Source organism: Streptomyces sp. NPDC050422 (assembly GCF_044458665.1).
GTDB lineage: Bacteria > Actinomycetota > Actinomycetes > Streptomycetales > Streptomycetaceae > Streptomyces.
Genome location: NZ_JBITIE010000008.1, coordinates 244747 through 270903 on the forward strand (window position 1 = coordinate 244747; position 26157 = coordinate 270903).

A 26157-nucleotide genomic window follows, 5' to 3' on the forward strand; every position below is an offset into this window, starting at 1 on the left:
CTGTGCTGCTGATCAGCGGATGAACGGCTGACGGCCCGCAGCGCTGACGGCTACTGATCCGTAGCGTATCGGCGCGGATACCGTTCGGCAGTGCGTCGTTTGACACACCTAGGGTGGCTTGCATGACACCCTCGGATGCGCCACAGAGCCGTTGGTCGGACCTGGACCGGCCGCCCCTGAACGTTCCCGCGCTGCGCCGTGATCTGCTGCGGCCGGGCGGGCTGTGGACCGCCCTCGACGTCGTCGACAGCACCGGTTCCACCAACTCCGACCTCGCCGGGCGCGCGGCCTCCCTCACCGAAGGCACCGTCCTGGTCGCCGAGGAGCAGACCGCCGGCCGCGGCCGCCTGGACCGCACCTGGACCGCGCCGGCCCGCTCCGGCCTGTTCTTCTCCGTCTACCTGACGCCGGGCGCCGTGCCGGTGCAGCGGTGGGGCTGGCTGCCGCTCCTGGCGGGCGTCGCCGCGGCGACCGGTCTGGCGCGGTCGGCGGGCGTCGACACGGCGCTGAAGTGGCCCAACGACCTCCTGGTCACGGTCGACGGCCAGGAGCGCAAGACGGGCGGCATCCTCGCCGAGCGGGCCGGCGACGGCGTCGTCATCGGCATCGGCCTCAACGTCTCCCTGCGGGCGGACGAGCTGCCCGCCCCCACCGCCGCCTCGCTCGCCCTCGCCGGCGCGGTCTCCACCGACCGCGAAACGCTGCTCCGGGGCGTACTGCGCTCCCTGGAGCAGTGGTACGGGCAGTGGCGCGCGGCCGACGGCGACGCGGCGGCGAGCGGCCTCCAGGAGGCCTACGCGGCGGGCTGCGCCACGCTCGGCCGGACGGTACGGGCCCAGCTGCCCGGCGACCGCACGCTCACCGGCGAGGCGGTGGCGATCGACGGGGACGGCCGGCTGGTCCTCTCGGCCGGCGACGGCCTGCGGGAACCCGTCTCGGCCGGCGACATCGTGCACCTGCGCGGCGCGGAGGGTGGACTGACCTGAGGATCACTTCCGAGCGGCACGCACGCCCCGACCCGTCGGGTAACGCCTCGACGACGTGAGGTAGGGCACACCTGCCGTATCGTTGAGGCGATCCACCGACAGATCGGCAGGGCAGTGCGTAGGGAACGGGCAGGAGGCGGCTGGTGACCGTCGACGACACGAACTCCGACGCGGGCGCGGAGCCCCCGCCGGACCCCTCGGTCCACGCGACACCGCATCACGAAGTCGACCACACGGCCGAACCGACCGACGATCCCCTGGCGATCCGGCTGGAACAGCTGATCCTGGGGGCCGACCGGCGCTACACCCCGTTCCAGGCTGCCCGGACCGCGGGCGTCTCCATGGACCTGGCGTCCCGGTTCTGGCGGGCCATGGGGTTCGCCGACATCGGCCAGGCCAAGGCGCTGACCGAGGCCGACGTGCTGGCGCTGCGGCGGCTGTCCGGTCTGGTCGAGGCCGGGCTGCTCAGCGAGCCGATGGCGATCCAGGTGGCCCGGTCGACCGGGCAGACCACCGCCCGGCTGGCGGAATGGCAGATCGATTCCTTCCTGGAGGACCTCACCGAGCCGCCCGAGCCGGGCATGACCCGCACCGAGGTCACGTACCCCCTGATCGAACTGCTCCTGCCCGAGCTGGAGGAGTTCCTGGTGTACGTGTGGCGGCGCCAGCTCGCCGCCGCCACCGGCCGGGTCGTGCAGGCCGCGGACGACGAGGAGATGGTCGACCGTCGCCTGGCCGTCGGCTTCGCCGACCTCGTCGGGTTCACCCGGCTGACCCGCCGCCTGGAGGAGGAGGAGCTCGGTGAACTCGTCGAGTCCTTCGAGACCACCTGCGCCGACCTCGTTGCCGCACACGGCGGCCGGCTCATCAAGACTCTCGGCGACGAGGTCCTCTTCGCCGCAGACGACGCCGGTACCGCGTCCGAGATCGCGCTGCGCCTCATCGAGGCGATGACCCTGGACGAGACGATGCCGGCGCTGCGCGTCGGCATCGCGTTCGGCACCGTCACCACCCGCATGGGCGATGTCTTCGGCACCACGGTGAACCTGGCCAGCCGGCTGACCTCGATAGCGCCGAAGGACGCCGTCCTGGTGGACGGGGCGTTCGCCAAGGAGCTGACCCGTACCGGCGACGCCCCCGTCTCCGAGGCCCAGGCCGCGGAGGAGGCGGCGGCCGCCGCGAAGGAGGCCGCGGACGGCCAGGAGCCGGCTGCCGCGCCCAAGTACCGCTACGGGCTGCAGCCGATGTGGCAGCGCCCGGTGCGTGGACTCGGCATCGTCGAGCCGTGGCTGCTGGCCCGTCGCGGCACGTCCTGACCGCCCCCTGATCCCCCTCCGTGGGAGAGCTCTAGGATCCCTCCGGTAACGCTCGTTAACCGACAGGGGTGCAATCATGACCGTCACGTCCGAGCAGCGGTTCGGGGAGTTCGTCGTCGTGCGGGGCCACGAGGGCCTGGAGCACGTTGCCGAGCTGGTCCTCGACCGGCCCAAGGCCATGAACGCGGTGTCCACGGACATGGCCCGCTCGATCGGGGCGGCCTGCGCCGCGCTGGCCGCCGACCCGGACGTCCGGGTCACCGTCCTCACCTCCAGCCATGAGCGGGCCTTCTGCGTCGGCGCGGACCTCAAGGAGCGCAACTCCTTCACGGACGCCGACCTGGTGCGCCAGCGGCCCACCGCGCGCGCCGCCTACACCGGAGTGCTCGAACTGCCGATGCCGACGATCGCCGCGGTCCACGGCTTCGCACTGGGCGGCGGGTTCGAGCTGGCCCTGTCCTGCGATCTGATCGTCGCCGACCGGACCGCCCTGGTGGGGCTGCCCGAGGTGTCGGTCGGCGTCATTCCGGGCGGCGGCGGCACCCAGCTGCTGCCGCGCCGGGTCGGGGCGGCGCGGGCCGCCGAGCTGATCTTCACCGCCCGCCGGGTGGAAGCGGCCGAGGCGCGGGAGCTGGGTCTGGTCGACGAGCTGGTCGCGGACGGTCAGGACCGGACCGAGGCGCTGGCGCTCGCCGGCCGGATCGCGGCGAACTCCCCGGTGGGGCTGCGGGCGGCCAAGCGGGCACTGCGGCTCGGCCACGGGCTCGATCTGCGGGCCGGTCTGGAGGTCGAGGACTCCGCGTGGCGTTCGGTGGCCTTCTCCGGCGACCGGGCGGAGGGCGTGGCCGCGTTCAACGAGAAGCGGAAGGCGAACTGGCCGGGGGAGTGATGCGATTCGTTACCCAGCGTGGCGCCTTCGCGACGCACCGCGCATAAATAGTGCCGCAAATTGATCAAATCATCGCAAATCTACATAAGCTGGTGCGATGGGTGGTGACGATGCGCGGCTGCGGGCCGTGGTTTCGCTTGCGCAGGCGATGGCGGCGGCGCACACCCCGCGGGGGTGCTGGCGAGCGGCCGCGCTGGGGGCGTGCGAGGCGCTGGGCGGCAGCTTTGCCGCGTTGTCGGTCTGGGAGCGCGGGCGCGGGCGGCTGCGGGTACTGGTCAACGCGGGCGAGCGGGCCGTGGGGGAGGAGGAGTTCCCCGACGAGGAGGCGTACCCGGTGCACCAGTTCCCGGAGATCACCGAGTTCCTGCACGAACGGTGGGCCGGGGGCGGTGAGCCGGACGCCTGGGTGGAGACCGCCGACGGCCCGGTGGAGCCCGAGCCCGGGGGTGCGGGCACGGGCGCGGGTGGCGCGGATGTGGCCGGTGCGCACGGCTACTGCCATCAGCGGGTGACGGCCCTGCGCCGGCGCGGGCGTGGCTGCTGCGTGGTCGCGCCGATCGTTCTGCACGGGCGGGCCTGGGGTGAGCTCTATGTGGCGCGGCGGGTGGGGGAGCCGGTGTTCGGCCGCCGGGACGCGGACTTCGCCACGGTGCTGGCCGCCGTCGTGGCTGCGGGGATCTCCCAGACGGAGCGCCTGGAGGAGGTGCGCAAGCTCGCGTTCACCGATCCGCTGACCGGCCTCGCCAACCGGCGGGCCGTCGACATGCGGCTGGACGAGGCGGTGGAGCGGCACCGGGAGGACGGTTCGGTGGTGAGCCTCGTCGTCTGCGATCTCAATGGCCTCAAATGGGTCAACGACACGCATGGGCATGCCGTCGGTGACCGGCTGCTGGAACGTTTCGGCTCCGTGCTGTCCCGGTGCGGCGCCATGTTGCCCGGTGCGCTGGCGGCCCGGCTCGGCGGGGACGAGTTCTGTCTGCTGGCCCTGGGGCCCGGGGCGGACGAGGTGATCGCGGTGGCCACGGAGCTCTGTGAGCGCGCCGCCGAGCTGGAGTTCGGCAACGGGGTCGCCTGCGGGATCGCGTCCACGGGGGACCCGATCGGCCCGGTGGTCTCCGCGCGGCGGCTCTTCCGGCTCGCGGACGCGGCCCAGTACCGGGCGAAGGCGGCCCGCTCCAGGAAGCCGGTGGTGGCCGGGCGGGACGGCGAGGTCATCCGGCTGGCCGACTCCCCGCCCAAATCCGCCCACGACCGTCGCCGGCTGCGGGGAGCGGTCCCCGAGGTGACGGACGAGGTAAGGGGTCAACCCGACGACCACTAGTGACATGAAGGGTTTCAGTCCGTACGCTTCTGAATATGGATATGCATACAGTCGTGGTGGGGACGTCCGGTACCACCGCTCAGGACGTCGTCGCCGTGGCCCGGGGCAACGCCCGTGTCGAGCTCTCCGCCGCCGCGGTGAGCGCCCTGGCCGCCGCCCGCGAGATCGTGGACGCGCTCGCCGCCAAACCCGAGCCGGTCTACGGCGTCTCCACCGGATTCGGCGCACTGGCCAGCCGCCACATCAGCCCGGAGCTCCGCGCTCAGCTCCAGCGCAACATCGTCCGCTCGCACGCCGCCGGCATGGGCCCGCGGGTCGAGCGCGAGGTCGTCAGGGCGCTGATGTTCCTCCGGCTGAAGACGGTCGCCTCCGGTCACACGGGGGTGCGGCCCGAGGTCGCCCAGACCATGGCGGACGTACTCAACGCCGGGATCACGCCCGTCGTTCACGAGTACGGATCCCTCGGCTGCTCCGGCGACCTGGCGCCGCTCTCGCACTGCGCCCTGACCCTGATGGGCGAGGGCGACGCAGAGGGCCCCGACGGGACCGTGCGCCCCGCGGGCGAGCTCCTCGCCGCCCACGGCATCACCCCGGTCGAGCTGCGCGAGAAGGAGGGCCTCGCCCTCCTCAACGGCACCGACGGCATGCTCGGCATGCTCGTGATGGCCCTCGCCGACCTGCGCAGCCTCTACACCTCGGCCGACATCACCGCGGCCCTCTCCCTGGAGGCCCTGCTCGGCACGGACAAGGTCCTCGCCCCCGAGCTGCACGCCATCCGCCCGCACCCCGGCCAGGGCGCCAGCGCGGACAACATGCTGCGGATGCTCGCCGGTTCCGGCCTCACCGGCCACCATCAGGACGACGCGCCGCGCGTCCAGGACGCCTACTCCGTGCGCTGCGCGCCGCAGGTCAACGGTGCGGGCCGCGACACCCTCGCATACGCCGCGACCGTCGCCGACCGCGAGCTGGCCTCCTCCGTCGACAACCCCGTCGTGCTTCCCGACGGCAGGGTCGAGTCCAACGGCAACTTCCACGGGGCGCCGGTCGCGTACGTCCTGGACTTCCTGGCGATCGTCGCCGCCGACCTCGGCTCGATCGCCGAGCGACGTACCGACCGGCTGCTGGACAAGAACCGTTCGCACGGCCTGCCGCCGTTCCTCGCCGACGACCCGGGTGTCGACTCGGGCCTGATGATCGCCCAGTACACCCAGGCCGCCCTGGTCAGCGAGATGAAGCGGCTCGCCGTGCCCGCCTCCGCAGACTCGATCCCGTCCTCCGCGATGCAGGAGGACCACGTCTCGATGGGCTGGTCGGCCGCGCGCAAGCTCCGTACCGCCGTCGACAACCTCGCCCGGATCGTCGCCGTCGAGCTGTACGCGGCGACCCGCGCCGTCGAACTGCGCGCCGCGCAGGGCCTGACCCCGGCCCCCGCCTCGCTCGCCGCCATCGAGGCGCTGCGGGCGGCGGGCGTCGAGGGCCCCGGCCCGGACCGCTTCCTGTCGCCGGACCTGGCCGCGGCGGACGCGTTCGTCCGGGCGGGCAGGCTCGTCTCCGCGGTCGAGCCGGTCACGGGGCCGCTGGCCTGACCACCGTCGTACACGCGGGAGCGGCCACCGGGCGGACCCGGTGGCCGCTCCCGCGTATGCGGCTCGGTCACAAGGCCGGCTGCGGACCTCCGCGACGGCTCGAATGGGCGACGAAACCGGCGCCGACGCCCAGGAACGTCATGCCGCCGAGGAGGTACGGCGTCGTGTCGATCCCGGTGTCGGCGAGCGTGGTGGACTCCGTGTCCGAACCGCCGGTGGCGGCGCTGTGGCCGGCTGTGCCCGGCGCGGTGGCCGCATCGCCCGCGTTGGCGGACGGGACGAACCACAGGGCACACAGCAGTGTTCCCGCAGCGGTGGCGGTCAGGAGCGGGCGGTGGGTGATGGCCACGGAATCGATCCCCCTTGGGACAGCCGTAAGGGAGAGGGCTCCCCGAATGCCGGGTCCCCTCGGGCCTGTTGCACCGATGCTAATGAACGCAGCGGGTCGTGGGAAAGCCATGGCGGCCGGTCGCCTTACGCTCCACCTCATGAGCACTTCTGAGTCATCACGATTCGTTCGCCTTCGTGTCGAAATGGTGTTGGAGATCACGGATGCCGACGCCCTGAGCGGGACCGCGCTGGAAAGCCTCGCGGCGGAGTACGGAGAGCCCGGCGGTGAGTCCGCCGAGGAACGCACGCATGCCGAGACCGCGGTACGGGAAGACGGTGCGGAGGCTCTCGCCTCCCTGATCGACCCGTTCGACCTGGTCAGCGAGGTGCCCGGGGTCGAGCTGACCCAGGCGTCCTGGAGCAGCGAGACCATCGACTACGACCCGGAGGACCCGGACGGATGGGACCTCGATGACGGCCAGGACGAGGACGGTGAAGCGGACGACGAAGAGGACGACGGCGACGAGAGCGCTTTTGGCGTCCCGCACAATGGGGAGAAGAGCGACAGGAACGGCAGCACGGAGCGGCGGGCCTGACCACGGGAAAACACCGGCCCCGGCCCGCTCCCGGCGGGCCGGGGCCGGTGCGCGCGAGCGGCCGGTGGATCCGGACCGCGGGTGTGCTGTACAACCGGGTCGTGTGCCGGCGGACACACAGGTGATGAACAGCGGGAACCATGGCTGTCACCACCGCGTCGATGAGTGTTGTTCCCCACATCTGAGGCAGATGTGGAACGGGGCACCCATTCAGGGTGTTCTTGGAACATTGACGGGTATCGCCGGTCAACGGCCTGCCTCGGGGTTTTTGGGGATTTCGGCAACGATGGAGAAGCGTGTGATGACGGACAGCAAACGGCGCAAGGGCCTTATGGCCGCGTCCGCACTGCTCGGCGGCGTGCTGGTGCTTACGGCCTGCAGCGACGGCGGAGCCAGCGGCGCAAGCCCGGACAGCTCGAAGAAGTCACAGGCGGCCGAGGTCGACAAGGCGGCGGCCGAGGAGGCCTCCGAGGCGCAGATAGCGATCTCGCCGAAGAACGGCTCGACCAACGCGAGCATCAACAACGCCGCCAAGGTCACCGTGACCAAGGGCAAGCTGACCGTCGTCACGATGACCACGGCGGCCGGTGCGAGCGTCAAGGGCACCCTGTCCGCCGACGGCACGACCTGGAAGCCGGACGCCCAGCTGGAGCGCTCGACCACATACAAGATCAACGCGACGGCGCAGGACTCGAAGGGCCGCGAGGCTCACGAGAACTCCTCCTTCACCACCGTCTCGCCCGCCAACAGCTTCATCGGGAACTTCACCCCCGAGGACGGCTCCACCGTCGGTGTCGGCATGCCCGTCTCGATCAACTTCAACAAGCCGATCACGGACCAGAAGGCCGTCCAGGCCGGCATCACCGTGACGTCCAGCAGCGGCCAGGAGGTCGCCGGCCACTGGTTCAACGCCCAGCGCCTGGACCTGCGCCCCGAGGACTACTGGACGGGCGGCTCCACCGTCACGCTGAAGCTGGCCCTGGACGGCGTCGAGGGCGCGGACGGCGTCTACGGCGTGCAGCAGAAGACGGTCACCTTCAAGATCGGACGCAACCAGGTCTCGACCGTGGACGTCAAGACGCGCACGATGACCGTCACCCAGAACGGCAAGACGATCAAGTCCATCCCGATCTCGGCCGGTTCGGCGGACAACCCGACGTACAACGGTCAGATGGTGATCTCCGAGAAGTTCAAGGAGACCCGGATGGACGGCTCGACGGTCGGCTTCACCGACGACGACGGCAAGGGCGAGTACGACATCAAGGACGTGCCGCACGCCATGCGGCTGTCCACGTCGGGCACCTTCATCCACGGCAACTACTGGGGCGCCAAGTCGATGTTCGGCAGCGCCAACACCAGCCACGGCTGCGTCGGTCTCGCCGACGTCAAGGGGGCCGGTGACCCCAACGCCCCCGCCGCCTGGTTCTACAACAACTCCATGATCGGCGACGTGGTCATCGTCAAGAACTCCCCGGACGCGACCATCAAGCCCGACAACGGCCTCAACGGCTGGAACATGAGCTGGGCCCAGTGGACGGCGGGCTCCACCGCCTGAGCCGGCCGACCCCGCGCAGCCCCGTACGCCGAAGGCGGCGGCACCGGAATCCCGGTGCCGCCGCCTTCGGCGTACGGGGCTGTTCTCATCCCGCTCTCATCGTGGCCTTAACCCACCATCACAAGCGGTCCCTAGCCTCACGCCATGTTCTTCACCTACCTCCGGCGCGAGCTGCGCCGCCGCAGAAAGGCGGCGCTCGTCGTCGCCTCGGGGCTCGCCCTCGGCATTGCGCTGGTCATCATCGTCAGCTCGGTCTCCTCGGGCATGAGCAAGGCCCAGGACAAGGTCCTGGAATCGCTGTACGGCCTCGGTACGGACATGACCGTCACCAAGGCCGCCGCAGCTCCGGGTTCCACCACGGAACGCCCCAAGTTCGAGTTCGACGCCAAGGACAGCGGCGACGACGCGACGCAGAGCACGGACCGCGTCATGGTCCAGGGCTTCCAGACGCTCGCCTCCACCACGGTCGGCAAGGTGGACGGGCAGACCGGCGTCGCCGACGCCGTCGGCGGGCTGAGCATGACCGTCATGAAGGTCGACGGCCAGTTCAAGCGCGGTGAGTTCAAGCAGGAGGGCGGCACGACCCAGGGCAGCGGCCGCGGCGGCCCCGGCGGCGGCAGCAGTCAGCCGCAGGGCGAGGTCCAGGGCGGCGGCGCCTCCTTCGACGTCAACTCCTACACGGTGTACGGCACCGACGTCACCAAGCAGGACCTCGGCCCGCTCACCTCGTCGAAGATCACCGCCGGACGTACGTTCAGGACGACCGAGACCAACGCGAAGGTGGCCGTCGTCGACGCCGCCTACGCCAAGGAGAAGAAGCTCTCGGCCGGCAAGACGGTGACCATCCACGGCACCAAGTTCACGATCGTCGGCGTCTCCACGGCCGACAGCGGTGACGCGGCCGCCAACCTCTACATCCCGCTCCAGCAGGCCCAGACCCTCGCCGACGCGAAGGACAAGGTCACCACGGTCTACGTCAAGGCCGCGGACTCGCAGGCGATCGACAGCGTCAAGGCCGCGATCCAGAAGAACATCTCCGGCACCACGGTCACCACCTCCGCCGACCTCGCGGACACTGTGTCCGGCTCCCTGTCCACCGCGTCCGACCTCGCCTCCAGCGTCGGCAAGTGGCTCTCCATCGCCGTGCTCATCGCCGCCTTCCTGGTGGCAGGGCTGCTCACCTCCTCCGCGGTCAGCCGCCGCGTACGGGAGTTCGGCACGCTCAAGGCGCTCGGCTGGAAGAGCGGCCGGGTCACCCGCCAGGTCATCGGCGAAGCGCTCGTCAACGGCCTGATGGGCGGCGTCCTCGGCATCGCGATCGGCCTCGCCGGCGCGTACGCCGTCACCGCCGTCAGCCCCACCCTCACCGCCCAACTCGGCTCCACGGGCGGCGGCGCGGGGCGCGGCGGCATGATGGGCGGCGGCCGTCAGACCGCGTCCAAGGCGCTCGACATCGCGCTGACCGCACCCGTCTCCCTCTCGATCATCCTCATCGCCGTCGGCCTGGCCGTCGCGGGCGGGCTGATCGCGGGCGCCTTCGGCGGCTGGCGCGCCTCGCGGCTGCGCCCCGCGGACGCGCTGCGCCGCGTCGAGTAGCCCGCACGGGACGGCCCGGCGACCGGGCCTCCCGTACCCCCTCCCCAGCGATCCGCGATCCCCGCAGCGATACCCGGAGCGGTCGCCCGGGACCCGCGATCACCGTCCAGCAGGAGTTGGCCCATGTACACGCTTCAAGGCGTCACCAAGCGCTACACGCGCGGCAAGTCCACCGTCCACGCCCTCGCCGGCGTCGACCTGACCATCGAGGACGGCGGCCGCCTCGTCATCCAGGGCCCCACCGGCGGCGGCAAGTCCACGCTGCTCCAGATGCTCGGCGGCCTGGACCGCCCCACGGCCGGCAGCGTCGAACTCGACGGGGTGGACCTCGCGAAGCTCAGCGAGGCCAAGCTCACCAAGGTGCGCGCCGAGAACATCGGCTTCGTCTTCCAGAGCTTCAACCTCATCCCGACGCTCACCGCACAGGAGAACGTCGAGACCGCCCTCGTCCCGCTCGGCGGCAAGGCGTCCGAACGGCGCAGAAGAGCGGCCGAGGCGCTCGACTCGGTCGGCCTCGGCGAACGCCTGGGCCATCTGCCCGGCGAGATGTCCGGCGGCCAGCAGCAGCGCGTGGCGATAGCCAGGGCCCTGGTCAAGCAGCCCAAGGTGCTGCTCGCCGACGAGCCCACCGGCAACCTCGACGAGTCCATGCGCGACGAGATCATGGAGGTGCTGGAGGCCATGTGGAAGGAGCACGGACTCACCTTCATCATGGTCACCCACGACAGCGCGATCGCCCGCAGGGCCCCGCGCCTGGCGACCATCCGCAAGGGCAAGGTCACCATCACGGAGAACGCCGCGGCCTGACCCGGCGACACTCCGGTCCTCCCGGGCCGGCGGATCCGTACGGCGGATCCGCCGGCTCAGCCCGCCCGGCCGGCGGCGGCCCGGCGGTGCGCCGCCAGGTCGGTGCGGCGGACCTGGCGCAGTCCGTACGGGTCGCCGTACGTGGCTCCCTCCTCGCAGCCCGTCCGAGGCCCCTGGACGCCCGCCTCACCGGACCCGGCCGGACGGGGGCGCAGCCCGTACCAGGGCCGCAGCGGCAGCCAGCACAGCCCGTACAGCCAGCGCCGCACCAGCCGCCCGGGGCCGGGGCGCCCCACGTCCGGCAGGCTCACCACCCGTATCCCCATGATCAGCTTCCCCGCGGCCGCGCCGACGACCGCGGTGAGCACCACCTGATTGAGGAACGAGAGGACGAGCACCGGCCCGAGCAGCAGTCCGACGACCCCGGGAACGGTCGTCGAGTCCGCGTACGGCCGGACCAGTAAGCCGCTTGCGACCAGGCAGAGGTAGCAGTCGAGCCCCACCGCGAGGTAGCGGCGCATCTCGCCTGCCCGGGGCGGTGTGCCGGACGCGGGCCGCTCCGGGCGGCCGGGCACGTAGGAGGGCCCCGGCTGCCCGTATCCGAGCAGGGGGCCTGCAGCCAACGGCGGTGGTCTGTAAGGAGGATGAGGATCGCGGTCGCTGCGGTTCCCCCGTGATGTCGTCATGACGGAATCATGTCTGATAGCCCGTCACCGCGGGCCCGGACGGCACACCTTCGTGGATCGGGCCGGGCCGGCCCATGGTGTAGCCCGCTACACCATGGGTCCGGGAGGCCGTGCCCTCGTACCGGAGCCCGTCCGCTGGGAGGGTGAAGGAAGCCGCCGGACAGGGGTCCGGCTCTCCCGCCCCCACCTCGGAGGAACCCCGTGAAGCCGCTGCTCCGGACCGCGCTCCTCGTCGCGCTCGTCGCGAACGTCTCGCTGAACTTCCTGGTGGACCGGGGAGGGCTGAACATCGCTCTGAGCGTCGTGGCGGGCGTGGTCGTCCTCGCGTCGGCGGCGGGTCTGTGGATGCTGCGCAGCCCGCGCGAGAACTGAGGACCGACCTCACAGCCACCCGCACGCCCTTGTGAGCTTCACCACTTCGGATGATGTACGACCCCGCCGCAACCCGGCCAATTCTGCCCGGAACCGGCCTGGTGCCGGGCGCTCGCGGCCTTCCCGCGCAAGGTGTGAGGGGATCACCATGTGGATGCCCGTGGAGCATTCCGTCGTCCCACTGGGACACTCGATGCGCCACAACGGTCCTGTACGTCGCTTTCGTGAGCACGGTATGCGTGATGTCGGGCGACGCCCTCAACGGCGAGGGGGGACCTGGTGCCCCTCGGGACGGGGGCGCCTTCGCGCATGAGCCGATCCATGGAAGGTCTTGATCAGATGCCGGCCACCCCTGACTCCGTAACGCCGCACGTCGCCGACCGCGTCATCGAGCCGCTGTACGCGGAGATCCTCCGCCGCAACCGGGGCGAGCAGGAGTTCCACCAGGCCGTCCGGGAAGTCCTGGAGACGCTCGGCCCGGTGCTGGCCCAGCGGCCGGAGTTCGTGGACGCCCGGATCATCGAGCGCATATGCGAGCCGGAGCGCCAGCTCATCTTCCGTGTGCCGTGGTCGGACGACTCCGGCGACATCCACGTCAACCGCGGATTCCGGGTCGAGTTCTCCAGCTCGCTCGGCCCGTACAAGGGCGGGCTGCGCTTCCACCCCTCGGTCAACCTCGGCATCGTGAAGTTCCTCGGCTTCGAGCAGATCTTCAAGAACGCCCTCACCGGCATGCCCATCGGAGGCGGCAAGGGCGGCTCCGACTTCGACCCGAAGGGCCGCTCGGACGCCGAGATCATGCGGTTCTGCCAGTCGTTCATGACCGAGCTCCACCGCCACCTCGGCGAGTACACCGACGTCCCCGCCGGTGACATCGGCGTGGGCGGCCGCGAGATCGGCTACCTCTTCGGCCAGTACAAGCGCATCACCAACCGCTACGAGTCCGGAGTCCTCACGGGCAAGGGTCTCGGCTGGGGCGGCGCCCTGGTGCGTACGGAGGCGACCGGTTACGGCTGCGTCCTGTTCACCGCCGAAATGCTCCGCAGCCGCGGCGAATCCCTGGACGGTCAGCGCATCGTCGTCTCCGGCTCGGGCAACGTCGCGATCTACGCGATCGAGAAGGCCCAGCAGCTCGGCGCCACGGTGGTGACCTGCTCCGACTCCGACGGCTACGTCGTGGACGAGAAGGGCATCGACCTCGCCCTGCTCAAGGAGATCAAGGAGGCCGGACGCGGCCGCGTCTCCGAGTACGCGGAGCGCCGGCCCGAGGCCGTCTTCGTGCCCGGCACCGGTGTCTGGAACGTTCCCTGCGACGTGGCCCTGCCCTGCGCCACGCAGAACGAACTCCACGAGGCCGACGCGCTCGCCCTCGTCCGCAACGGCGTGAAGGCGGTCGCCGAGGGCGCCAACATGCCCACCACCCCCGAGGCCGTCCGCGTCTTCCAGGACGCCGGTGTGGCCTTCGCCCCCGGCAAGGCGGCCAACGCGGGCGGGGTGGCCACCAGCGCCCTGGAGATGCAGCAGAACGCCTCGCGCGACTCCTGGACGTTCGCCCACACCGAGGAGCGGCTCGCGGAGATCATGCGCCACATCCACGACTCCTGCTTCACCACGGCGGAGCGCTACGGCAGCCCCGGCAACTACGTGGTCGGCGCGAACATCGCCGGCTTCGAACTGGTCGCGGACGCGATGCTGGCGCAGGGCCTGATCTGACCGGCCTCCAGGCGTACTGACACGGGCCCGGGACGCATCGGCGTCCCGGGCCCGCGCCTACTCCGCCTACTCCGCCGGCTTCGGCCCGCGCCGGAACGTCTCGGCCAGGCCCGTGTTCACCACCACCACGACCGCCAGGACCGCGGCCGCCACCGGGTGGCCCACCGCGTACAGCGCGAAGGCACCGCCACCGAGCACCACGGCCTTGACCACGAGTACGCCGGCGAGTGGCAGCCTGATCCGGGCGCGGGGCGCGGCGAACAGCCCCCACAGGGCGATGGCGACCGCCAGTACGCAGGTCCCCAGCAGCAGTTGGACGGCCAGGCCGTCGCCGAGACCGAACCCCCAGCGGAACAGGCAGGCCAGCGCCGCCAGTTCCACGAGGAACGCCAGAACCTCGTTGGCCGCCCACCAGGGGCGGCCGCTCCACGATGGGATCGCCGGTCCGTCCGTACGGTCGTCGTGCATGGTGCCCCCACCCCTCGCCGATCACGTCGCAGCGAGGGTAGCGGCTCAGCGGCGGGGCGTGCCCGTGTCGGACTCGGCGTCCTCGACGTAGGCGGCGGCTCGCTTGCGGGCCTTGAACCAGAAGTAGAGGCCGAGGCCGATCATGATCAGGGGTATCAGGCGTGCCACGGGAACACCGGTCCTTGTCGTGGGAGTGGTTCGTGGGAGTGGTCAGTGGTTTGTGGAGACAGTCGGGGAAACGGGGGGTACGCAGCCCCACGGTCGCACAGTGGCGGCCGCGGGAGCCCCCGGCTACCGCAGCAGCGTCGCCGGGTCGCCGCCGTTCGCCTCGTAGCCGGCCACCGCCAGGGCCCGGTACACGGTGTACTCGGCGGCCGGGTCGGAGTTCTCCGTCCACGGCAGCGCGCCCACGAACCCGTCGATGTGGACCAACTGGTTCATCGCCTCGGACCAGCGCTCCATCCGGACCAGGAACAGCACCAGGAGGTGGCGGACGTGCGCGAGCATCGGATCGTCGGCGCGGGCCGCGTGGACCGCGAACATCGCCCCCTCGACCGCCTTCGTCACCACCAGACTCCGGTAGAACCCCTGCACCAGATTGACCTCGGGCAGGTGCTCGTACACCGCGAACAGCGGCAGCGCGGCCAGCAGTGAACCCTGCGGGGCGCGGGCCGCGGCCGCCGTCGCGAAGCGGTCGGCCTCCTCGCGCGAGCCGTGCCACTTCTCGCACCAGAAGTGCAGCGCCGCGATGTGCGCGCCCATGTGAGCCGGCGCCCGGTCGATGATCTTCACCCAGAGCTGGTCGAACTCCTCGGCGGAGTATCCGAGTCCACGGGCGACAGCCAGCTCCACGATGTACGGCACGGGGTCGCCCGGCGCCAGCAGGGCCGCCTCGCCGACCACCGTACGGGCCTCCTCCAGAATGATCCGGAAGTCGTCCGTACCGGCCGTCGACGAACGCCAGGCCTGCTGGACCAGGAACTCCGCGTGCACGGCCGCACCGCCCGCGTCCTTCGGCGACTCGGCCCGCCACTTGCGCAGCCACGCCCCGCCCTCGCCCGGCCGCCGCATCAGCTCCAGCGACGCGGCCCCGGCGAACGCCTGCACCCGCTGCCACCGCACCTCGCCGTCCTTCGGCGTCCCGGACAGCAGCTGGGAAGCGGCCCGCCACTCCTGGGTGTGCTGGACGACCTCCAGCACGTCGAGGAGATCCTGGTCCGGGCCCGGCGTCCGGATGTCCAGCTCCTCCTGGAGCGCGAAGCCGTAGTTCTGCGGATCGGCGGCGTCGGGGGAGCCGGGCGCCGCCAACTGGATGCCGTTGCGGCGCCGGCGCAGGTAGGGGCCGAGGACCGCGGCGAGAACGCACAGCGCGAGCAGGAACAACAGAATCTCCATGCCTCCATTGTCACCGGACGGCCCGGTGCTCCGTGAGCGCCCTCGGCAGCGGACTACGCTCGGGTCCCATGAGCGACCAGCACAGCTTCGAGACTCTCGCGATCCATGCGGGAAACACCGCCGATCCCCTCACCGGCGCCGTTGTTCCGCCCATTTACCAGGTGTCCACGTACAAGCAGGACGGCGTGGGCGGACTGCGCGGCGGCTACGAGTACAGCCGCAGCGCCAACCCCACGCGCACTGCGCTGGAGGAGAACCTCGCGGCCCTGGAGGGCGGCCGCCGCGGGCTCGCCTTCGCGTCCGGCCTCGCCGCCGAGGACTGCCTGCTCCGTACGCTGCTGACGCCGGGGGACCACGTGGTCATCCCGAACGACGCCTACGGCGGCACGTTCCGGCTGTTCGCGAAGGTCGCCTCGCGCTGGGGCGTGGAGTTCTCGGTCGCCGACACCTCGGACGTGGCGGCGGTACGGGCGGCGATCACCCCGCGTACCAAGGCGATCTGGGTGGAGACCCCCTCCAACCCGCTGCTCGGCATCACCGACATCGCGGCCGTCGCCGGTGTCGCCCGCGCCGCCGGTGCACGGCTGGTCGTCGACAACACCTTCGCCAGCCCCTACCTCCAGCAGCCCCTCGCCCTGGGCGCCGATGTCGTGGTCCACTCCACCACCAAGTACATGGGCGGCCACTCGGACGTCGTCGGCGGCGCCCTGATCGCCAACGACCCCGACCTGTCGGAGGAGTTGGCGTACCACCAGAACGCGATGGGCGCCGTCGCCGGTCCGTTCGACGCCTGGCTGGTGCTGCGCGGCATCAAGACCCTCGCCGTCCGGATGGACCGGCACAGCGAGAACGCCACCAAGGTCACCGACCTGCTGACCCGCCACCCCAAGGTCACCCAGGTCCTCTACCCCGGGCTGCCCGACCACCAGGGGCACGAGATCGCCGCCAAGCAGATGAAGGCGTTCGGCGGGATGGTGTCCTTCCGGGTCCAGGGCGGCGAGGAGGCGGCCGTCGAGGTCTGCAACCGCGCGAAGCTCTTCACGCTCGGTGAGTCGCTCGGCGGCGTCGAGTCGCTGCTGGAGCACCCGGGCAGGATGACGCACGCCTCCACGGCCGGATCCCCGCTGGAGGTCCCGGCCGACCTGGTCCGGCTCTCCGTCGGCATCGAGAACGGCGACGACCTGGTGGCCGACCTGACACAGGCGCTCGGCTGATGCGCGTACGCGATCACAGCAGCTGACTCCCGTACGCGATCACAGCAGCTGACTCCCGTACGCGAGCGGCTGACTCCCGTACGTGATCACATCAGGGGCGGGGCCGGAGGAACCGGTCCCGCCCTCGTTCTTCCCGCCCTCGGGCGGAGACCTTCCCGTCCTCAGACCGAGACGGGCGGAGACCTTCCCGTCCTCAGACCGAGGCCTTCTCGTCCTCCAGCGAGGCCCTGACCTGCTCCCGCAGCTCAGGACTGTCGGTGTGCTCATGGACGGAGACCGCGTGCTCGGTCGCGGCCCGCACGACTTCTTCCTCCTCGCCGGAAATGGTCAGCGAGCAGTTCGACACACTCGGATACTTGCGGCAGTCGGCGATCTTCCTGGTCATCACAGCCTCCTCGGCCGATGCCCCTCCAGGATAGAACGGGCGGTCCCGCGCGACCCGTCAGCGATCCCTCAGCGACCGCGGCGTGCGTTGAGCCGGGCGGCCTGGCGCGTCAGGTGATCCCGCTCCGCGAGGTTGGGGGCCCGGTGGGCCGCCTCCGCGTACAGCCGTGCCGCCGTCCCCGGATCGCCGTCGCGCTCGTGGAGGTACGCCGCCACCGCGGTGTGGCGCGGCAGCGAGGCGTCCAGCTCCGCGAGCGCCGCCAGGCCGGCGCGCGGCCCGTCGGCCTCCCCGACGGCCACCGCGCGGTTGAGCAGGACGACCGGGCTGTCCGTCAGGCGCGCGAGCTCGTCGTACCACTCGACGATCTGCACCCAGTCGGTCTCCTCGGCGGCGGGCGCGTCGGCGTGGAGCGCCGCGACGGCGGCCTGGGCCTGGAACTCGCCCAGCCGGTCGCGGGCGAGCGCCGCCTGCAGGATCCCGACGCCCTCGGCGATCGACGCGGTGTCCCACCGGCCCCGGTCCTGCTCGGCGAGCGGCACCAGGCTGCCGTCGGACGCGGTCCGGGCGGCACGCCGGGCGTGGTGGAGCAGCATGAGGGCGAGCAGCCCCGCCACCTCGGGGTGGTCGACGGCGGCCGCGAGCTGCCGGGTGAGCCGGATGGCCTCGGCGGCCAGGTCGACGTCACCGGAGTAGCCCTCGTTGAAGACCAGATAGAGGACCCGCAGCACGGTGGCGACGTCGCCGGGCCGTTCGAAGCGCTCGCCGGAGACGGTGCGCTTCGCCCGGCTGATGCGCTGCGCCATGGTCGCCTCGGGCACCAGGTAGGCCGCGGCGATCTGGCGCGTGGTCAGCCCGCCGACCGCGCGCAGCGTGAGAGCGACCGCCGATGCCGGGGTCAGCGACGGGTGGGCGCAGAGGAAGTAGAGCTGGAGCGTGTCGTCCCCCGCGGGCGCCGGCCCGGGCACCGGCTCCTCCTCGACCCGGTCCTCGCGGCGGCGGCGCGCGGTGTCGGCGCGCGTCGCGTCGAGGAACCTGCGCCAGGCCACGGTGACCAGCCAGCCCTTGGCATCCCGCGGGGGGTCGGCCTCCCACACCCGGAGCGCCTCGACCAGGGCGTCCTGCACGGCGTCCTCGGCCGCCGCGAAGTCGGCTCCGCGGCGGACGAGGACGGCGAGCACGCCCGGCGTGAGGCTCCTGAGCAGGACCTCGTCCACCGGTGGCGTCACTCGGAGATGGTGGGCGGCTCGGTCAGGAACGGGCGCAGCTCCAGCCACTCGTGGATCGGCCTGCCGCCCGCGCCCGGTGCGGCGGACAGTTCCCCGGTCAGCTCGACGGCGCGCTCGTAGCTGTCGACGTCGATGATCATCCAGCCGGCGATGAGGTCCTTCGTCTCAGCGAACGGTCCGTCGGTGACCGGCGGGCGCCCCTCGCCGTCGTAGCGGACCCACGCCCCTTCGGGGGCGAGCGCCTGGCCGTCGACGAACTCGCCCGTCTTCTCCAGCCGGGCCGCGAAGTCGTTCATGTACTGCATGTGGGCCGAGATCTCCTCCGGCGTCCACTGGTCCATGCGCACGTCGTTGACCGGGGCCGGGGCGCCGCGGTAGTGCTTCAGCAGCAGGTACTTGGCCATGATGGTTCTCCTTGGTGTTCGTGCGACCCGTTGTGGTCGCGTTCACCCCGGGGACGGAGCCGGTCACCGGTTCTCGACATCGCCGTCCGAACTATTTTTCCGAGTTCGTGGACGAGCGTAGGGGAGTCGTCCCGTGAAGTCCGGGTCCGCCGCCCTACCAGCCGTCCAGCGGCGGCGTCGTCTCGGCGGGCGGCACCTGCCAGGGCTGGACCACCACCGCCCACACCGTGAACGCCACGACCGCTGCGGCAGCCGTCACCAGCCACAACCGGTGCAGCACCCGCCGGCGACGCAGCAGCCGGGCCCCGCGCTCCGCCGCCCGCGCCGCCAGCCCGGCGGGCACCTGTGGACGGGGGCAGGTCTCCAGCATCCGCCGGACCTCGTCCTCCTTGCGCCCGATACCGCTCACTGCGCGGCCCCCAGCGGCGGAGCGGGCCCCCGGCGCACCGTCGGACTCCTGGTCCCGCGCATCGTGGCCACCGAGCGGTTGCACACCGCGCGGATCCGGTCCACCGGCACCCCGAGCAGCGCCGCCGTCTGCTCCTCCGGGACACCCTCGTACAGCCGCAGCACCAGGACGAGGCGTTCCTGCGGCGTCAGCCGGTCCAGCAGCCCGCCGCACGGACGGTGATGGCGCCATGCCTCCCGGGCGAACCGGGTGGCCAGGTCCTGCCGGGTGCGGTCGTACGGATCCTCGCCGTGCAGCCTGTCCCAGTCCGCGTACGTCCCGGACAGCGCGGCCGTCAGCAGCCGCTGCGCACGCACGTTGGCCCCGGGCGGATCAGCGGGCTCGGCCGTGAGCAGGGTGGCGGCATGCAGCAGCCGGCCCGCCGCGCCCGCCACGAAGGCATCGAACTCCTGGGCACGGCGCCGCAGTCGGACCTCATGGCGCTCTCGCACGAGGTCCATCGGAGCGCTCGGCGGGCCCCGGGTCAACCCCCAGGGGCCGGTGGGGCAGCGCTTATCCCGCAGACGGCGTCTGGTGCGCGGCCTGCCGCGCGGCCAGGGCACCGTTGAAGCGGGTGAGCAGTGCGCAGAACGTGTCCCGTTCGTCCTCGGACCACTCGTCCGTCACCTGGGACATCAACTCGCGCCGCGACGCCCGGACCTCCTCCAGCCGCGCCTGGCCGCGCGGGGACAGCTGGAGCACGACCGCACGGCCGTCCTCCGGATGCGAAGTGCGCTTGACGAGACCGGTGTCCACGAGCGGTGCGACCTGTCGGGTCACCGTCGAGGAGTCGATCCCCATTCCGGCGGCCAGTGCCTTGACGCCCATGGGGCCTTCCCGGTCCAGCCGGTTGAGCAGCAGGTACGCGGCCCGGTCCATGGAATTGCGCACCTGGCCGACGCCGCCGAGGCGGGTCTGCTCGGCACGCCGGGCGAAGACCGCCACCTGGTGCTGCAGAGCGTCGAGAAGGTGGTCGTGACCCCGGTTCTCCGGGGTGGCGCCCCCGGAAGGAGACGCGGCAGTCGTCATGTCCTGAGGGGGCATGGCCGGGAGCTCTCTTCGTGCGGTGTCGGATGGGTGGGGGACAGAGTACGCGGCCCCGGGGCAACGCGTACCAGTGCCGCACAAACCTGCGGACATCGGCGCATGAGGGGACCGTCAGCAGCGGGCGCAAGCCTTTTCACCTGCAAGACTTGCGGTATGAACTTCCCGCCGCCCGGCCGTTTTCCCCCGCTGATCCTCGATGACGTCCGGGGGGCGCAGAAGATGCTCTCCGGGGTCGCCAAGGTCACCCCGCTGGAGGGCAGCCGCCATCTGTCGGCGCTGGTCGGCGCTCCCGTCCGGTTCAAGTGCGAGAACCTGCAGCGGACCGGTTCCTTCAAACTGCGGGGCGCGTACGTACGTATCTCGGGCCTCTCCCCGGTCGAACGGGCCGCCGGAGTCGTCGCCGCGAGCGCCGGAAACCATGCGCAGGGTGTAGCGCTCGCGTCTGCGCTGCTCGGCGTACGCTCCACGGTCTTCATGCCGGTCGGGGCGCCGCTGCCCAAGGTCGCCGCGACCCGTGAGTACGGGGCGCAGGTGCGGCTGCACGGCCACGTCGTCGACGAGACGCTCGCAGCGGCGCAGGAGTACGCGCACGAGACCGGCGCGGTCTTCATCCACCCCTTCGACCACCCGGACATCATCGCGGGACAGGGCACGGTCGGCCTGGAGATCCTGGACCAGTGCCCGGAGGTGCGCACCATCGTCGTGGGCATCGGCGGCGGCGGTCTCGCGGCGGGGGTCGCCGTGGCGGTGAAGGCGGTCCGGCCCGACGTGCGGATCATCGGTGTGCAGGCGGCCGGCGCCGCCTGTTACCCGCCGTCGCTGGCCGCCGGCCACCCCGTGTCGATCGACACGCTCCAGACGATGGCGGACGGCATCAAGGTGGGACGCCCCGGCGACGTGCCGTTCGGCCTGGTCCAGGAGCTGGTCGACGAGGTCCGTACGGTCTCCGAGGACGAGCTGTCCAGCGCCCTGCTGCTCTGCCTGGAGCGGGCGAAGATGGTGGTGGAGCCGGCCGGGGCGAGCCCGGTGGCCGCACTGCTCAGCGACCCGAAGTCGTTCCGCGGACCGGTGGTGGCGCTGCTGTCCGGCGGCAACGTGGACCCGCTGCTGATGCAGCGCATCCTGACCCACGGAATGTCGGCGGCCGGCCGATATCTGAGCCTGCGGCTGCGTCTGACGGACCGCCCCGGCGCGCTGGCGGCCATGCTGGGCGTGCTTTCGGTGGCCGACGCCAACGTCCTGGACGTCAGCCATGTGCGCACCGACCCCCGGCTCGGCCTCACCGAGGCAGAGGTGGAACTGCACCTGGAGACCAAGGGCCCGGAGCACTGCGAGGAGGTCGCGGCGGCGCTGCGCGGGGCGGGCTATCTCGTGGTGGGCTGACCTCTTGTAGGTCGCGATGTATCGCGATACTGTGCCTGCGCCCTGCCGGTGGCGTACAGGCGTTCCACGCGTGTGTTCACCGGGCGCGGAAACCCGGGCAAATCTAGGATCTGTGAGGAAGTCACCCGAACGCACTGGGGGAATCCCGTATGCCAGGTGCCATCTACGCCGAAGGTCTGGTGAAGACGTTCGGCGACGTCACTGCACTCGGCGGCGTCGACCTCGACGTGCCGCAAGGCACCGTCCTCGGACTTCTCGGCCCCAACGGGGCCGGCAAGACGACCGCCGTACGCGTCCTGACGACGCTGCTCAGACCCGACAGCGGCAGCGCCTTCGTCGCGGGCATCGACGTACTGAAGAAACCCAACGAGGTGCGGCGCTCGATCGGGCTCTCCGGCCAGTTCGCCGCCGTCGACGAATACCTGACCGGCCGCGAGAACCTGCGGATGGTCGGCCAGCTCTACCAGATGTCGTCCCGCGATGCGAAGGCCCGGGCGACGGAACTCCTGGAGCGCTTCAACCTCGCCGACGCGGCCGACCGCACCGCCAAGACCTACTCCGGCGGCATGCGCCGCCGCCTCGACCTCGCGGCGGCGCTCGTCGTCTCCCCGCCGGTCATGTTCATGGACGAGCCGACCACCGGCCTCGACCCCCGCAACCGGCAGCAGCTCTGGGACGTCATCGAGGAACTCGTCGCCGGCGGCACGACCCTGCTGCTCACCACGCAGTACCTGGAGGAGGCCGACCGCCTCGCCCACGACATCTGCGTGATCGACCACGGCCTCGTCATCGCCCGCGGCACCTCCGACCAGCTCAAGGCCCGCACCGGCGGCGAACGCGTCGAGGTCGTCGTCCAGCAGCGCGACCAGATCGACCCGGCCCGCGAGGTCCTCGCCCACCTGGGCAAGGGCGAGGTCGCCGTCGTACCGCACATGCGCAAACTGACCGTTCCGGTCAACGGCGGCGCCAAGCTGCTCGCCGAGGTCATCCGCGACCTCGACGCCCGCGGCGTGGAGATCGACGACATCGGGCTGCGCCGCCCCACCCTCGACGACGTGTTCATCTCCCTCACCGGCCACGCGGCCGAGCAGGAGAAGACCGACGAGAACGGGACGGACGCGGCGACCGCCGCCAGGACGGAGGCAGAGAAGTGAGTGCCGTTGCCGGGACGACCGCACCGCCCGCGCCCCGCGGCGCCGGCGGCATCGGTCAGTCCGCCCGCGATTCGCTTGTCATGGCCCGTCGGAACCTGATCCGCATGACCAGGATTCCCGAAGTGGTCCTTTTCGGGCTCATTCAGCCCATCATGTTCGTGGTGCTGTTCAGTTACGTCTTCGGCGGCTCCATGAACATCGGCGGATCGACGGACCCCGTCGTCTACCGGAACTTCCTGATGGCCGGGATCTTCGCGCAGACCGTCACCTTTGCCACGGCCGGGGCGGGCGCCGGGATCGCCGACGACATGCACAAGGGGCTCGTCGACCGGTTCCGCTCGCTGCCCATGGCGCGCGGTGCGGTGCTCACCGGCCGCACGCTGGCCGACCTCGTCCAGACCACGTTCACCGTGCTGGTGCTCACGATCGTCGCCCTGCTCGTCGGCTGGCGCATCCACGAGGGCGTTCCCAAGGCACTGGGCGCCTTCGGACTGCTCCTGCTGCTCGGATACGCCTTCTCCTGGATCGGCGCGCTGATCGGCCTGTCCGTCCGCACCCCCGAGGCGGCCACCTCGGGCGGGCTGATCTGGCTGTTCCCGGTGACGTTCATCTCCAACGCCTTCGTGGACTCCAGCCAGATGGCGGGCTGGCTCCAGCCGATCGCCGACTGGAACCCGTTCAGCGCGACCGTCCAGGCGTGCCGGGTGCTCTTCGGGAACCCGGGCGTCTCGACGTCCGACGCCTGGCCGATGCAGCATCCCGTCTGGGCCTCGCTGATCTGGTCCGTACTGATCGTCGTGGTCTTCCGGACCCTGGCGGTCCGCAAGTACCGCTCGGTCACCGTCTGAGCACAGCACTGAGCCCCGGCCGCATGCGGCCGGGGCTCTCTCATGGAGTGTGCGGGATCAGCCGGAGTACGGCTTCGCCGAAAGGATCTTGACCGTGGCGGTCTTGCCGTTCGGCAGCTCGTAGTCCGCGCTCTCGCCCATCCGCTTGCCGTTCACTCCCACGCCCAGCGGGGACTGCGGCGAGTAGGTCTCGATGTCCGCGCTCGCATACTCGCGGGAGGCCAGGAGGAAGGTCGTCGTGTCGTCGTCATCGCCGTCGAAGGCGATCGTCACGACCATGCCGGGCTCGACCACGCCGTCGTCGGCCGGTGCCTCGCCGACCTTCGCGTGCTCCAGGAGCTGGGTCAGCTGGCGCACCCGGAGCTCCATCTTGCCCTGCTCCTCCTTGGCCGCGTGGTACCCGCCGTTCTCGCGCAGGTCGCCTTCCTCACGGGCCGCCGCGATCTTGACGGCGATCTCCGTGCGCGCGGGACCAGACAGGTGCTCCAGCTCGGCCTTGAGCTGGCTGTACGCCTCCGGCGTGAGCCAGGTGACGTTTTCGCTGGTCTGGGTCACAGGGTGCTCCTCGTCGGTACTGGGAATACAAAGCATCGCCCTACCCCGAAGCATGCGCTTCCACGGGTGGGCGAAACCACGAGCCTAACAATTCGCCGGAGAAAGGGGGAGGAGGTAAACGGTCGAGAGTGTCGAACCGCAGGTCAGAGCCGCTAGGAGTCGCTCACGTCACCCGTGCGGCGGTCAACGCTACGCCCCGTCGTCGCCCGTGCACCCCAGCAACTCGACGGCGGTCGCCCTGGACGTCGTACGCAGCGTGAGGACCTGGTCGATCCGGTCGGTGTCCTCGTCGAAGCGGAAGTCCTTGCGGGCCACCTCCGAACTGTCCTCGCTCAGCGAGCGGAGCGTGCAGTAGCCCTTGGCGTCCCGGTCCTTGCGGACCTCCAGGTGCACCTCTACGCGGTCGTCCGAGACGACCTTGAACTTGATCATCTCGGCGCTGAGGCCCTGGCCGCTCACATAGCCGAAACCGATCCAGCCGATAACGCCCAGCAGGACGACGCCGAGGACCGAGCCGATGATCTTGAGCTTGCGGTCCGCGCGTTGGTCCGCCGAGCGGCCGTAACGGTTCTCGGGAAGCGCCTCGCGCACCGCCGTCATGATCGTTCCTCCCGTACCGGAGATCGAGGAATTTTCCACCCCCCGGTTCGGTCACTATAGAAGTTGCACTTCGCGACCAATCACTGAGGATCGAGTCTTGACTGAGCAGCTTCGACTGATGGCCGTACACGCCCACCCCGACGACGAGTCGAGCAAGGGCGCGGCCACCATGGCCAAGTATGTGTCCGAGGGGGTGGACGTGCTGGTCGTGACCTGCACGGGAGGCGAGCGCGGCTCCATCCTCAACCCGAAACTCCAGGGCGACGCGTACATCGAGGAGAACATCCACGAGGTGCGCAAGAAGGAGATGGACGAGGCCCGGGCGATCCTGGGCGTCAAGCAGGAGTGGCTCGGCTTCGTCGACTCGGGTCTGCCCGAGGGCGACCCGCTGCCGCCGCTGCCCGAGGGCTGCTTCGCGCTGGAGGACGAGACCGTCGCCGCCGGGCGCCTCGTCGCGAAGATCCGCGCGTTCCGGCCGCAGGTCATCACCACGTACGACGAGAACGGGGGCTACCCGCACCCCGACCACATCATGACCCACACGATCTCGATGATCGCCTTCGAGGGGGCGGCGGACACCGAGAAGTTCCCCGAGGCGGAGTTCGGTCCCGCCTGGACGCCGCAGAAGCTCTACTACAACCAGGGCTTCAACAAGCCGCGCACGGTCGCCCTGCACGAGGCGCTGCTGGCTCGCGGCCTGGAGTCGCCGTACGGGGACTGGCTGGAGCGCTGGAAGGAGTTCGAGCGCGCCGAACGCACGCTGACCACGCATGTTCCGTGCGCGGACTTCTATGAGATCCGCGACAAGGCGCTGATCGCGCACGCGACGCAGATCGACCCGGAGGGCGGCTGGTTCCGGGTTCCGATGGACATCCAGCGGGAGGTCTGGCCGACCGAGGAGTACGAGCTGGCGAAGTCTCTCGTCGATACCTCCCTCCCCGAGAGCGACCTCTTCGCGGGCATCCGCGACAATGCCTGATATGTACGCGACTCAGGCACTGACGCACCTCGTCCCGCTCGCCGAGGAACTGGACAAGAACAAGGTGACCCCCGGGGTCCTCGGCTTCATCGTCTTCGCAGCGCTCGCCGTGGGCGTGTGGCTGCTGATGAAGTCCATGAACCGGCACATGGGCAAGGTCGACTTCGAGGAGGCACCCGATCCGGCCGCCACCGCAGAAGGCGTGGCGCAGCCTGCGGGTTCCGCGAAGCGGAAGTAGCAGGAGGCGGGGCGGGGTGGTACCGGGCACCCGGCACCACCCCGCCCCGAAACGCGGCCG

The 26157-nt window shown here is 71.0% G+C and carries 30 protein-coding genes; 17 read left to right on the forward strand and 13 right to left on the reverse strand.

Annotated features, from left to right (window positions below; translation table 11 throughout):
* Window positions 1–122 precede the first annotated feature (122 nt).
* From ACIBJG_RS14635 to hutH, 5 genes are all read left to right on the forward strand, one after another.
* A complete protein-coding gene (locus ACIBJG_RS14635; protein WP_399307843.1) occupies window positions 123–986 on the forward strand; it encodes a biotin--[acetyl-CoA-carboxylase] ligase in 864 nt (287 codons plus the stop codon).
* A gap of 143 nt (window positions 987–1129) precedes the next feature.
* A complete protein-coding gene (locus tag ACIBJG_RS14640) occupies window positions 1130–2302 on the forward strand; it encodes an adenylate/guanylate cyclase domain-containing protein (protein ID WP_399307844.1) in 1173 nt (390 codons plus the stop codon).
* Between the two features lie 76 nt (window positions 2303–2378).
* The gene (locus ACIBJG_RS14645; protein WP_399307845.1) at window positions 2379–3191 is read left to right on the forward strand and encodes an enoyl-CoA hydratase/isomerase family protein; all 813 of its coding nucleotides are present in this window, start codon (window positions 2379–2381) and stop codon (window positions 3189–3191) included.
* A 97-nt stretch (window positions 3192–3288) separates the two neighbouring features.
* A complete protein-coding gene (locus tag ACIBJG_RS14650; protein WP_399307846.1) occupies window positions 3289–4512 on the forward strand; it encodes a diguanylate cyclase domain-containing protein in 1224 nt (407 codons plus the stop codon).
* Between the two features lie 35 nt (window positions 4513–4547).
* A complete protein-coding gene (hutH, locus tag ACIBJG_RS14655) occupies window positions 4548–6098 on the forward strand; it encodes a histidine ammonia-lyase (RefSeq protein WP_399307847.1) in 1551 nt (516 codons plus the stop codon).
* 67 nt (window positions 6099–6165) lie between these two features.
* On the opposite strand, the gene ACIBJG_RS14660 is transcribed toward hutH, so the two are convergent.
* Window positions 6166–6447 carry a hypothetical protein gene (locus ACIBJG_RS14660; RefSeq protein WP_399307848.1) on the reverse strand — a complete coding sequence of 94 codons (282 nt, stop codon included), beginning with the start codon at window positions 6445–6447 and terminating at the stop codon, window positions 6166–6168.
* A 184-nt stretch (window positions 6448–6631) separates the two neighbouring features.
* Between ACIBJG_RS14660 and ACIBJG_RS14665 the strand changes: the two genes are divergently transcribed.
* From ACIBJG_RS14665 to ACIBJG_RS14680, 4 genes are all read left to right on the forward strand, one after another.
* Window positions 6632–7024, forward strand: a complete 393-nt coding sequence (locus ACIBJG_RS14665) for a hypothetical protein (RefSeq protein WP_399307849.1) — start codon at window positions 6632–6634, stop codon at window positions 7022–7024.
* A gap of 286 nt (window positions 7025–7310) precedes the next feature.
* Entirely contained in the window at window positions 7311–8579 is a 1269-nt protein-coding gene (locus ACIBJG_RS14670) for an Ig-like domain-containing protein (protein ID WP_399307850.1), read from the forward strand.
* A gap of 144 nt (window positions 8580–8723) precedes the next feature.
* Window positions 8724–10175: an ABC transporter permease gene (locus ACIBJG_RS14675; protein WP_399307851.1), complete on the forward strand. Its 1452-nt coding sequence runs from the start codon at window positions 8724–8726 to the stop codon at window positions 10173–10175.
* Between the two features lie 123 nt (window positions 10176–10298).
* Window positions 10299–10982 carry an ABC transporter ATP-binding protein gene (locus ACIBJG_RS14680; RefSeq protein ID WP_399307852.1) on the forward strand — a complete coding sequence of 228 codons (684 nt, stop codon included), beginning with the start codon at window positions 10299–10301 and terminating at the stop codon, window positions 10980–10982.
* 56 nt (window positions 10983–11038) lie between these two features.
* On the opposite strand, the gene ACIBJG_RS14685 is transcribed toward ACIBJG_RS14680, so the two are convergent.
* Window positions 11039–11503, reverse strand: coding sequence for an RDD family protein (locus ACIBJG_RS14685; protein WP_399307963.1), 465 nt, complete (start codon window positions 11501–11503; stop codon window positions 11039–11041).
* Window positions 11504–11869: 366 nt separating this feature from the next.
* Here ACIBJG_RS14685 and ACIBJG_RS14690 point away from each other — a divergent pair, with 366 nt between their 5' ends.
* Complete coding sequence (locus ACIBJG_RS14690; protein ID WP_399307853.1) at window positions 11870–12040, forward strand: hypothetical protein; 171 nt, start codon at window positions 11870–11872, stop codon at window positions 12038–12040.
* Window positions 12041–12379: 339 nt separating this feature from the next.
* Window positions 12380–13753 carry an NADP-specific glutamate dehydrogenase gene (gene gdhA, locus ACIBJG_RS14695; RefSeq protein ID WP_399307854.1) on the forward strand — a complete coding sequence of 458 codons (1374 nt, stop codon included), beginning with the start codon at window positions 12380–12382 and terminating at the stop codon, window positions 13751–13753.
* Between the two features lie 66 nt (window positions 13754–13819).
* On the opposite strand, the gene ACIBJG_RS14700 is transcribed toward gdhA, so the two are convergent.
* From ACIBJG_RS14700 to ACIBJG_RS14710, 3 genes are all read right to left on the reverse strand, one after another.
* A complete protein-coding gene (locus ACIBJG_RS14700) occupies window positions 13820–14221 on the reverse strand; it encodes a YrdB family protein (protein WP_399307855.1) in 402 nt (133 codons plus the stop codon).
* A gap of 45 nt (window positions 14222–14266) precedes the next feature.
* Window positions 14267–14389 carry a hypothetical protein gene (locus tag ACIBJG_RS14705; protein WP_399307856.1) on the reverse strand — a complete coding sequence of 41 codons (123 nt, stop codon included), beginning with the start codon at window positions 14387–14389 and terminating at the stop codon, window positions 14267–14269.
* Window positions 14390–14512: 123 nt separating this feature from the next.
* Entirely contained in the window at window positions 14513–15616 is a 1104-nt protein-coding gene (locus ACIBJG_RS14710) for a hypothetical protein (protein ID WP_399307857.1), read from the reverse strand.
* A gap of 68 nt (window positions 15617–15684) precedes the next feature.
* Between ACIBJG_RS14710 and ACIBJG_RS14715 the strand changes: the two genes are divergently transcribed.
* A complete protein-coding gene (locus ACIBJG_RS14715; protein ID WP_399307858.1) occupies window positions 15685–16830 on the forward strand; it encodes a cystathionine gamma-synthase in 1146 nt (381 codons plus the stop codon).
* Window positions 16831–17023: 193 nt separating this feature from the next.
* Here ACIBJG_RS14715 and ACIBJG_RS14720 read toward each other — a convergent pair whose 3' ends face one another.
* The 6 genes from ACIBJG_RS14720 to ACIBJG_RS14745 all read right to left on the reverse strand — a co-directional run bounded on the left by ACIBJG_RS14720 (window position 17024) and on the right by ACIBJG_RS14745 (window position 20337).
* Window positions 17024–17215: a DUF1059 domain-containing protein gene (locus ACIBJG_RS14720; RefSeq protein WP_356325505.1), complete on the reverse strand. Its 192-nt coding sequence runs from the start codon at window positions 17213–17215 to the stop codon at window positions 17024–17026.
* A 68-nt stretch (window positions 17216–17283) separates the two neighbouring features.
* Window positions 17284–18429, reverse strand: coding sequence for an RNA polymerase sigma factor (locus tag ACIBJG_RS14725; protein WP_399307964.1), 1146 nt, complete (start codon window positions 18427–18429; stop codon window positions 17284–17286).
* A gap of 8 nt (window positions 18430–18437) precedes the next feature.
* Complete coding sequence (locus ACIBJG_RS14730; protein ID WP_399307859.1) at window positions 18438–18845, reverse strand: YciI family protein; 408 nt, start codon at window positions 18843–18845, stop codon at window positions 18438–18440.
* Window positions 18846–18999: 154 nt separating this feature from the next.
* Complete coding sequence (locus tag ACIBJG_RS14735; RefSeq protein ID WP_399307860.1) at window positions 19000–19254, reverse strand: hypothetical protein; 255 nt, start codon at window positions 19252–19254, stop codon at window positions 19000–19002.
* Entirely contained in the window at window positions 19251–19745 is a 495-nt protein-coding gene (locus ACIBJG_RS14740; RefSeq protein WP_399307965.1) for a sigma factor-like helix-turn-helix DNA-binding protein, read from the reverse strand. The genes ACIBJG_RS14735 and ACIBJG_RS14740 overlap by 4 nt, the downstream gene beginning before the upstream one ends.
* Window positions 19746–19806: 61 nt before the next feature.
* Window positions 19807–20337 carry a MarR family winged helix-turn-helix transcriptional regulator gene (locus ACIBJG_RS14745; protein WP_399307861.1) on the reverse strand — a complete coding sequence of 177 codons (531 nt, stop codon included), beginning with the start codon at window positions 20335–20337 and terminating at the stop codon, window positions 19807–19809.
* A 156-nt stretch (window positions 20338–20493) separates the two neighbouring features.
* Here ACIBJG_RS14745 and ilvA point away from each other — a divergent pair, with 156 nt between their 5' ends.
* The 3 genes from ilvA to ACIBJG_RS14760 all read left to right on the forward strand — a co-directional run bounded on the left by ilvA (window position 20494) and on the right by ACIBJG_RS14760 (window position 23725).
* Window positions 20494–21723 carry a threonine ammonia-lyase gene (ilvA, locus tag ACIBJG_RS14750; RefSeq protein WP_399307862.1) on the forward strand — a complete coding sequence of 410 codons (1230 nt, stop codon included), beginning with the start codon at window positions 20494–20496 and terminating at the stop codon, window positions 21721–21723.
* Between the two features lie 149 nt (window positions 21724–21872).
* Complete coding sequence (locus tag ACIBJG_RS14755) at window positions 21873–22877, forward strand: ATP-binding cassette domain-containing protein (protein ID WP_399307863.1); 1005 nt, start codon at window positions 21873–21875, stop codon at window positions 22875–22877.
* Window positions 22878–22957: 80 nt separating this feature from the next.
* A complete protein-coding gene (locus tag ACIBJG_RS14760) occupies window positions 22958–23725 on the forward strand; it encodes an ABC transporter permease (RefSeq protein ID WP_399307966.1) in 768 nt (255 codons plus the stop codon).
* A gap of 57 nt (window positions 23726–23782) precedes the next feature.
* Here the strand turns inward: ACIBJG_RS14760 and greA are convergent, their stop codons facing one another.
* Window positions 23783–24280, reverse strand: coding sequence for a transcription elongation factor GreA (gene greA, locus ACIBJG_RS14765; protein WP_399307864.1), 498 nt, complete (start codon window positions 24278–24280; stop codon window positions 23783–23785).
* 189 nt (window positions 24281–24469) lie between these two features.
* The gene (locus tag ACIBJG_RS14770; protein WP_399307865.1) at window positions 24470–24880 is read right to left on the reverse strand and encodes a DUF4307 domain-containing protein; all 411 of its coding nucleotides are present in this window, start codon (window positions 24878–24880) and stop codon (window positions 24470–24472) included.
* Window positions 24881–24977: 97 nt separating this feature from the next.
* Here ACIBJG_RS14770 and mca point away from each other — a divergent pair, with 97 nt between their 5' ends.
* Together mca and ACIBJG_RS14780 are read left to right on the forward strand one after the other, a co-directional pair.
* A complete protein-coding gene (gene mca / locus ACIBJG_RS14775) occupies window positions 24978–25859 on the forward strand; it encodes a mycothiol conjugate amidase Mca (protein WP_399307866.1) in 882 nt (293 codons plus the stop codon).
* Window position 25860: 1 nt separating this feature from the next.
* Window positions 25861–26097 (forward strand): hypothetical protein, encoded by a 237-nt coding sequence (locus ACIBJG_RS14780; RefSeq protein WP_399307867.1) that lies wholly within the window; start codon window positions 25861–25863, stop codon window positions 26095–26097.
* Window positions 26098–26157: the final 60 nt, after the last annotated feature.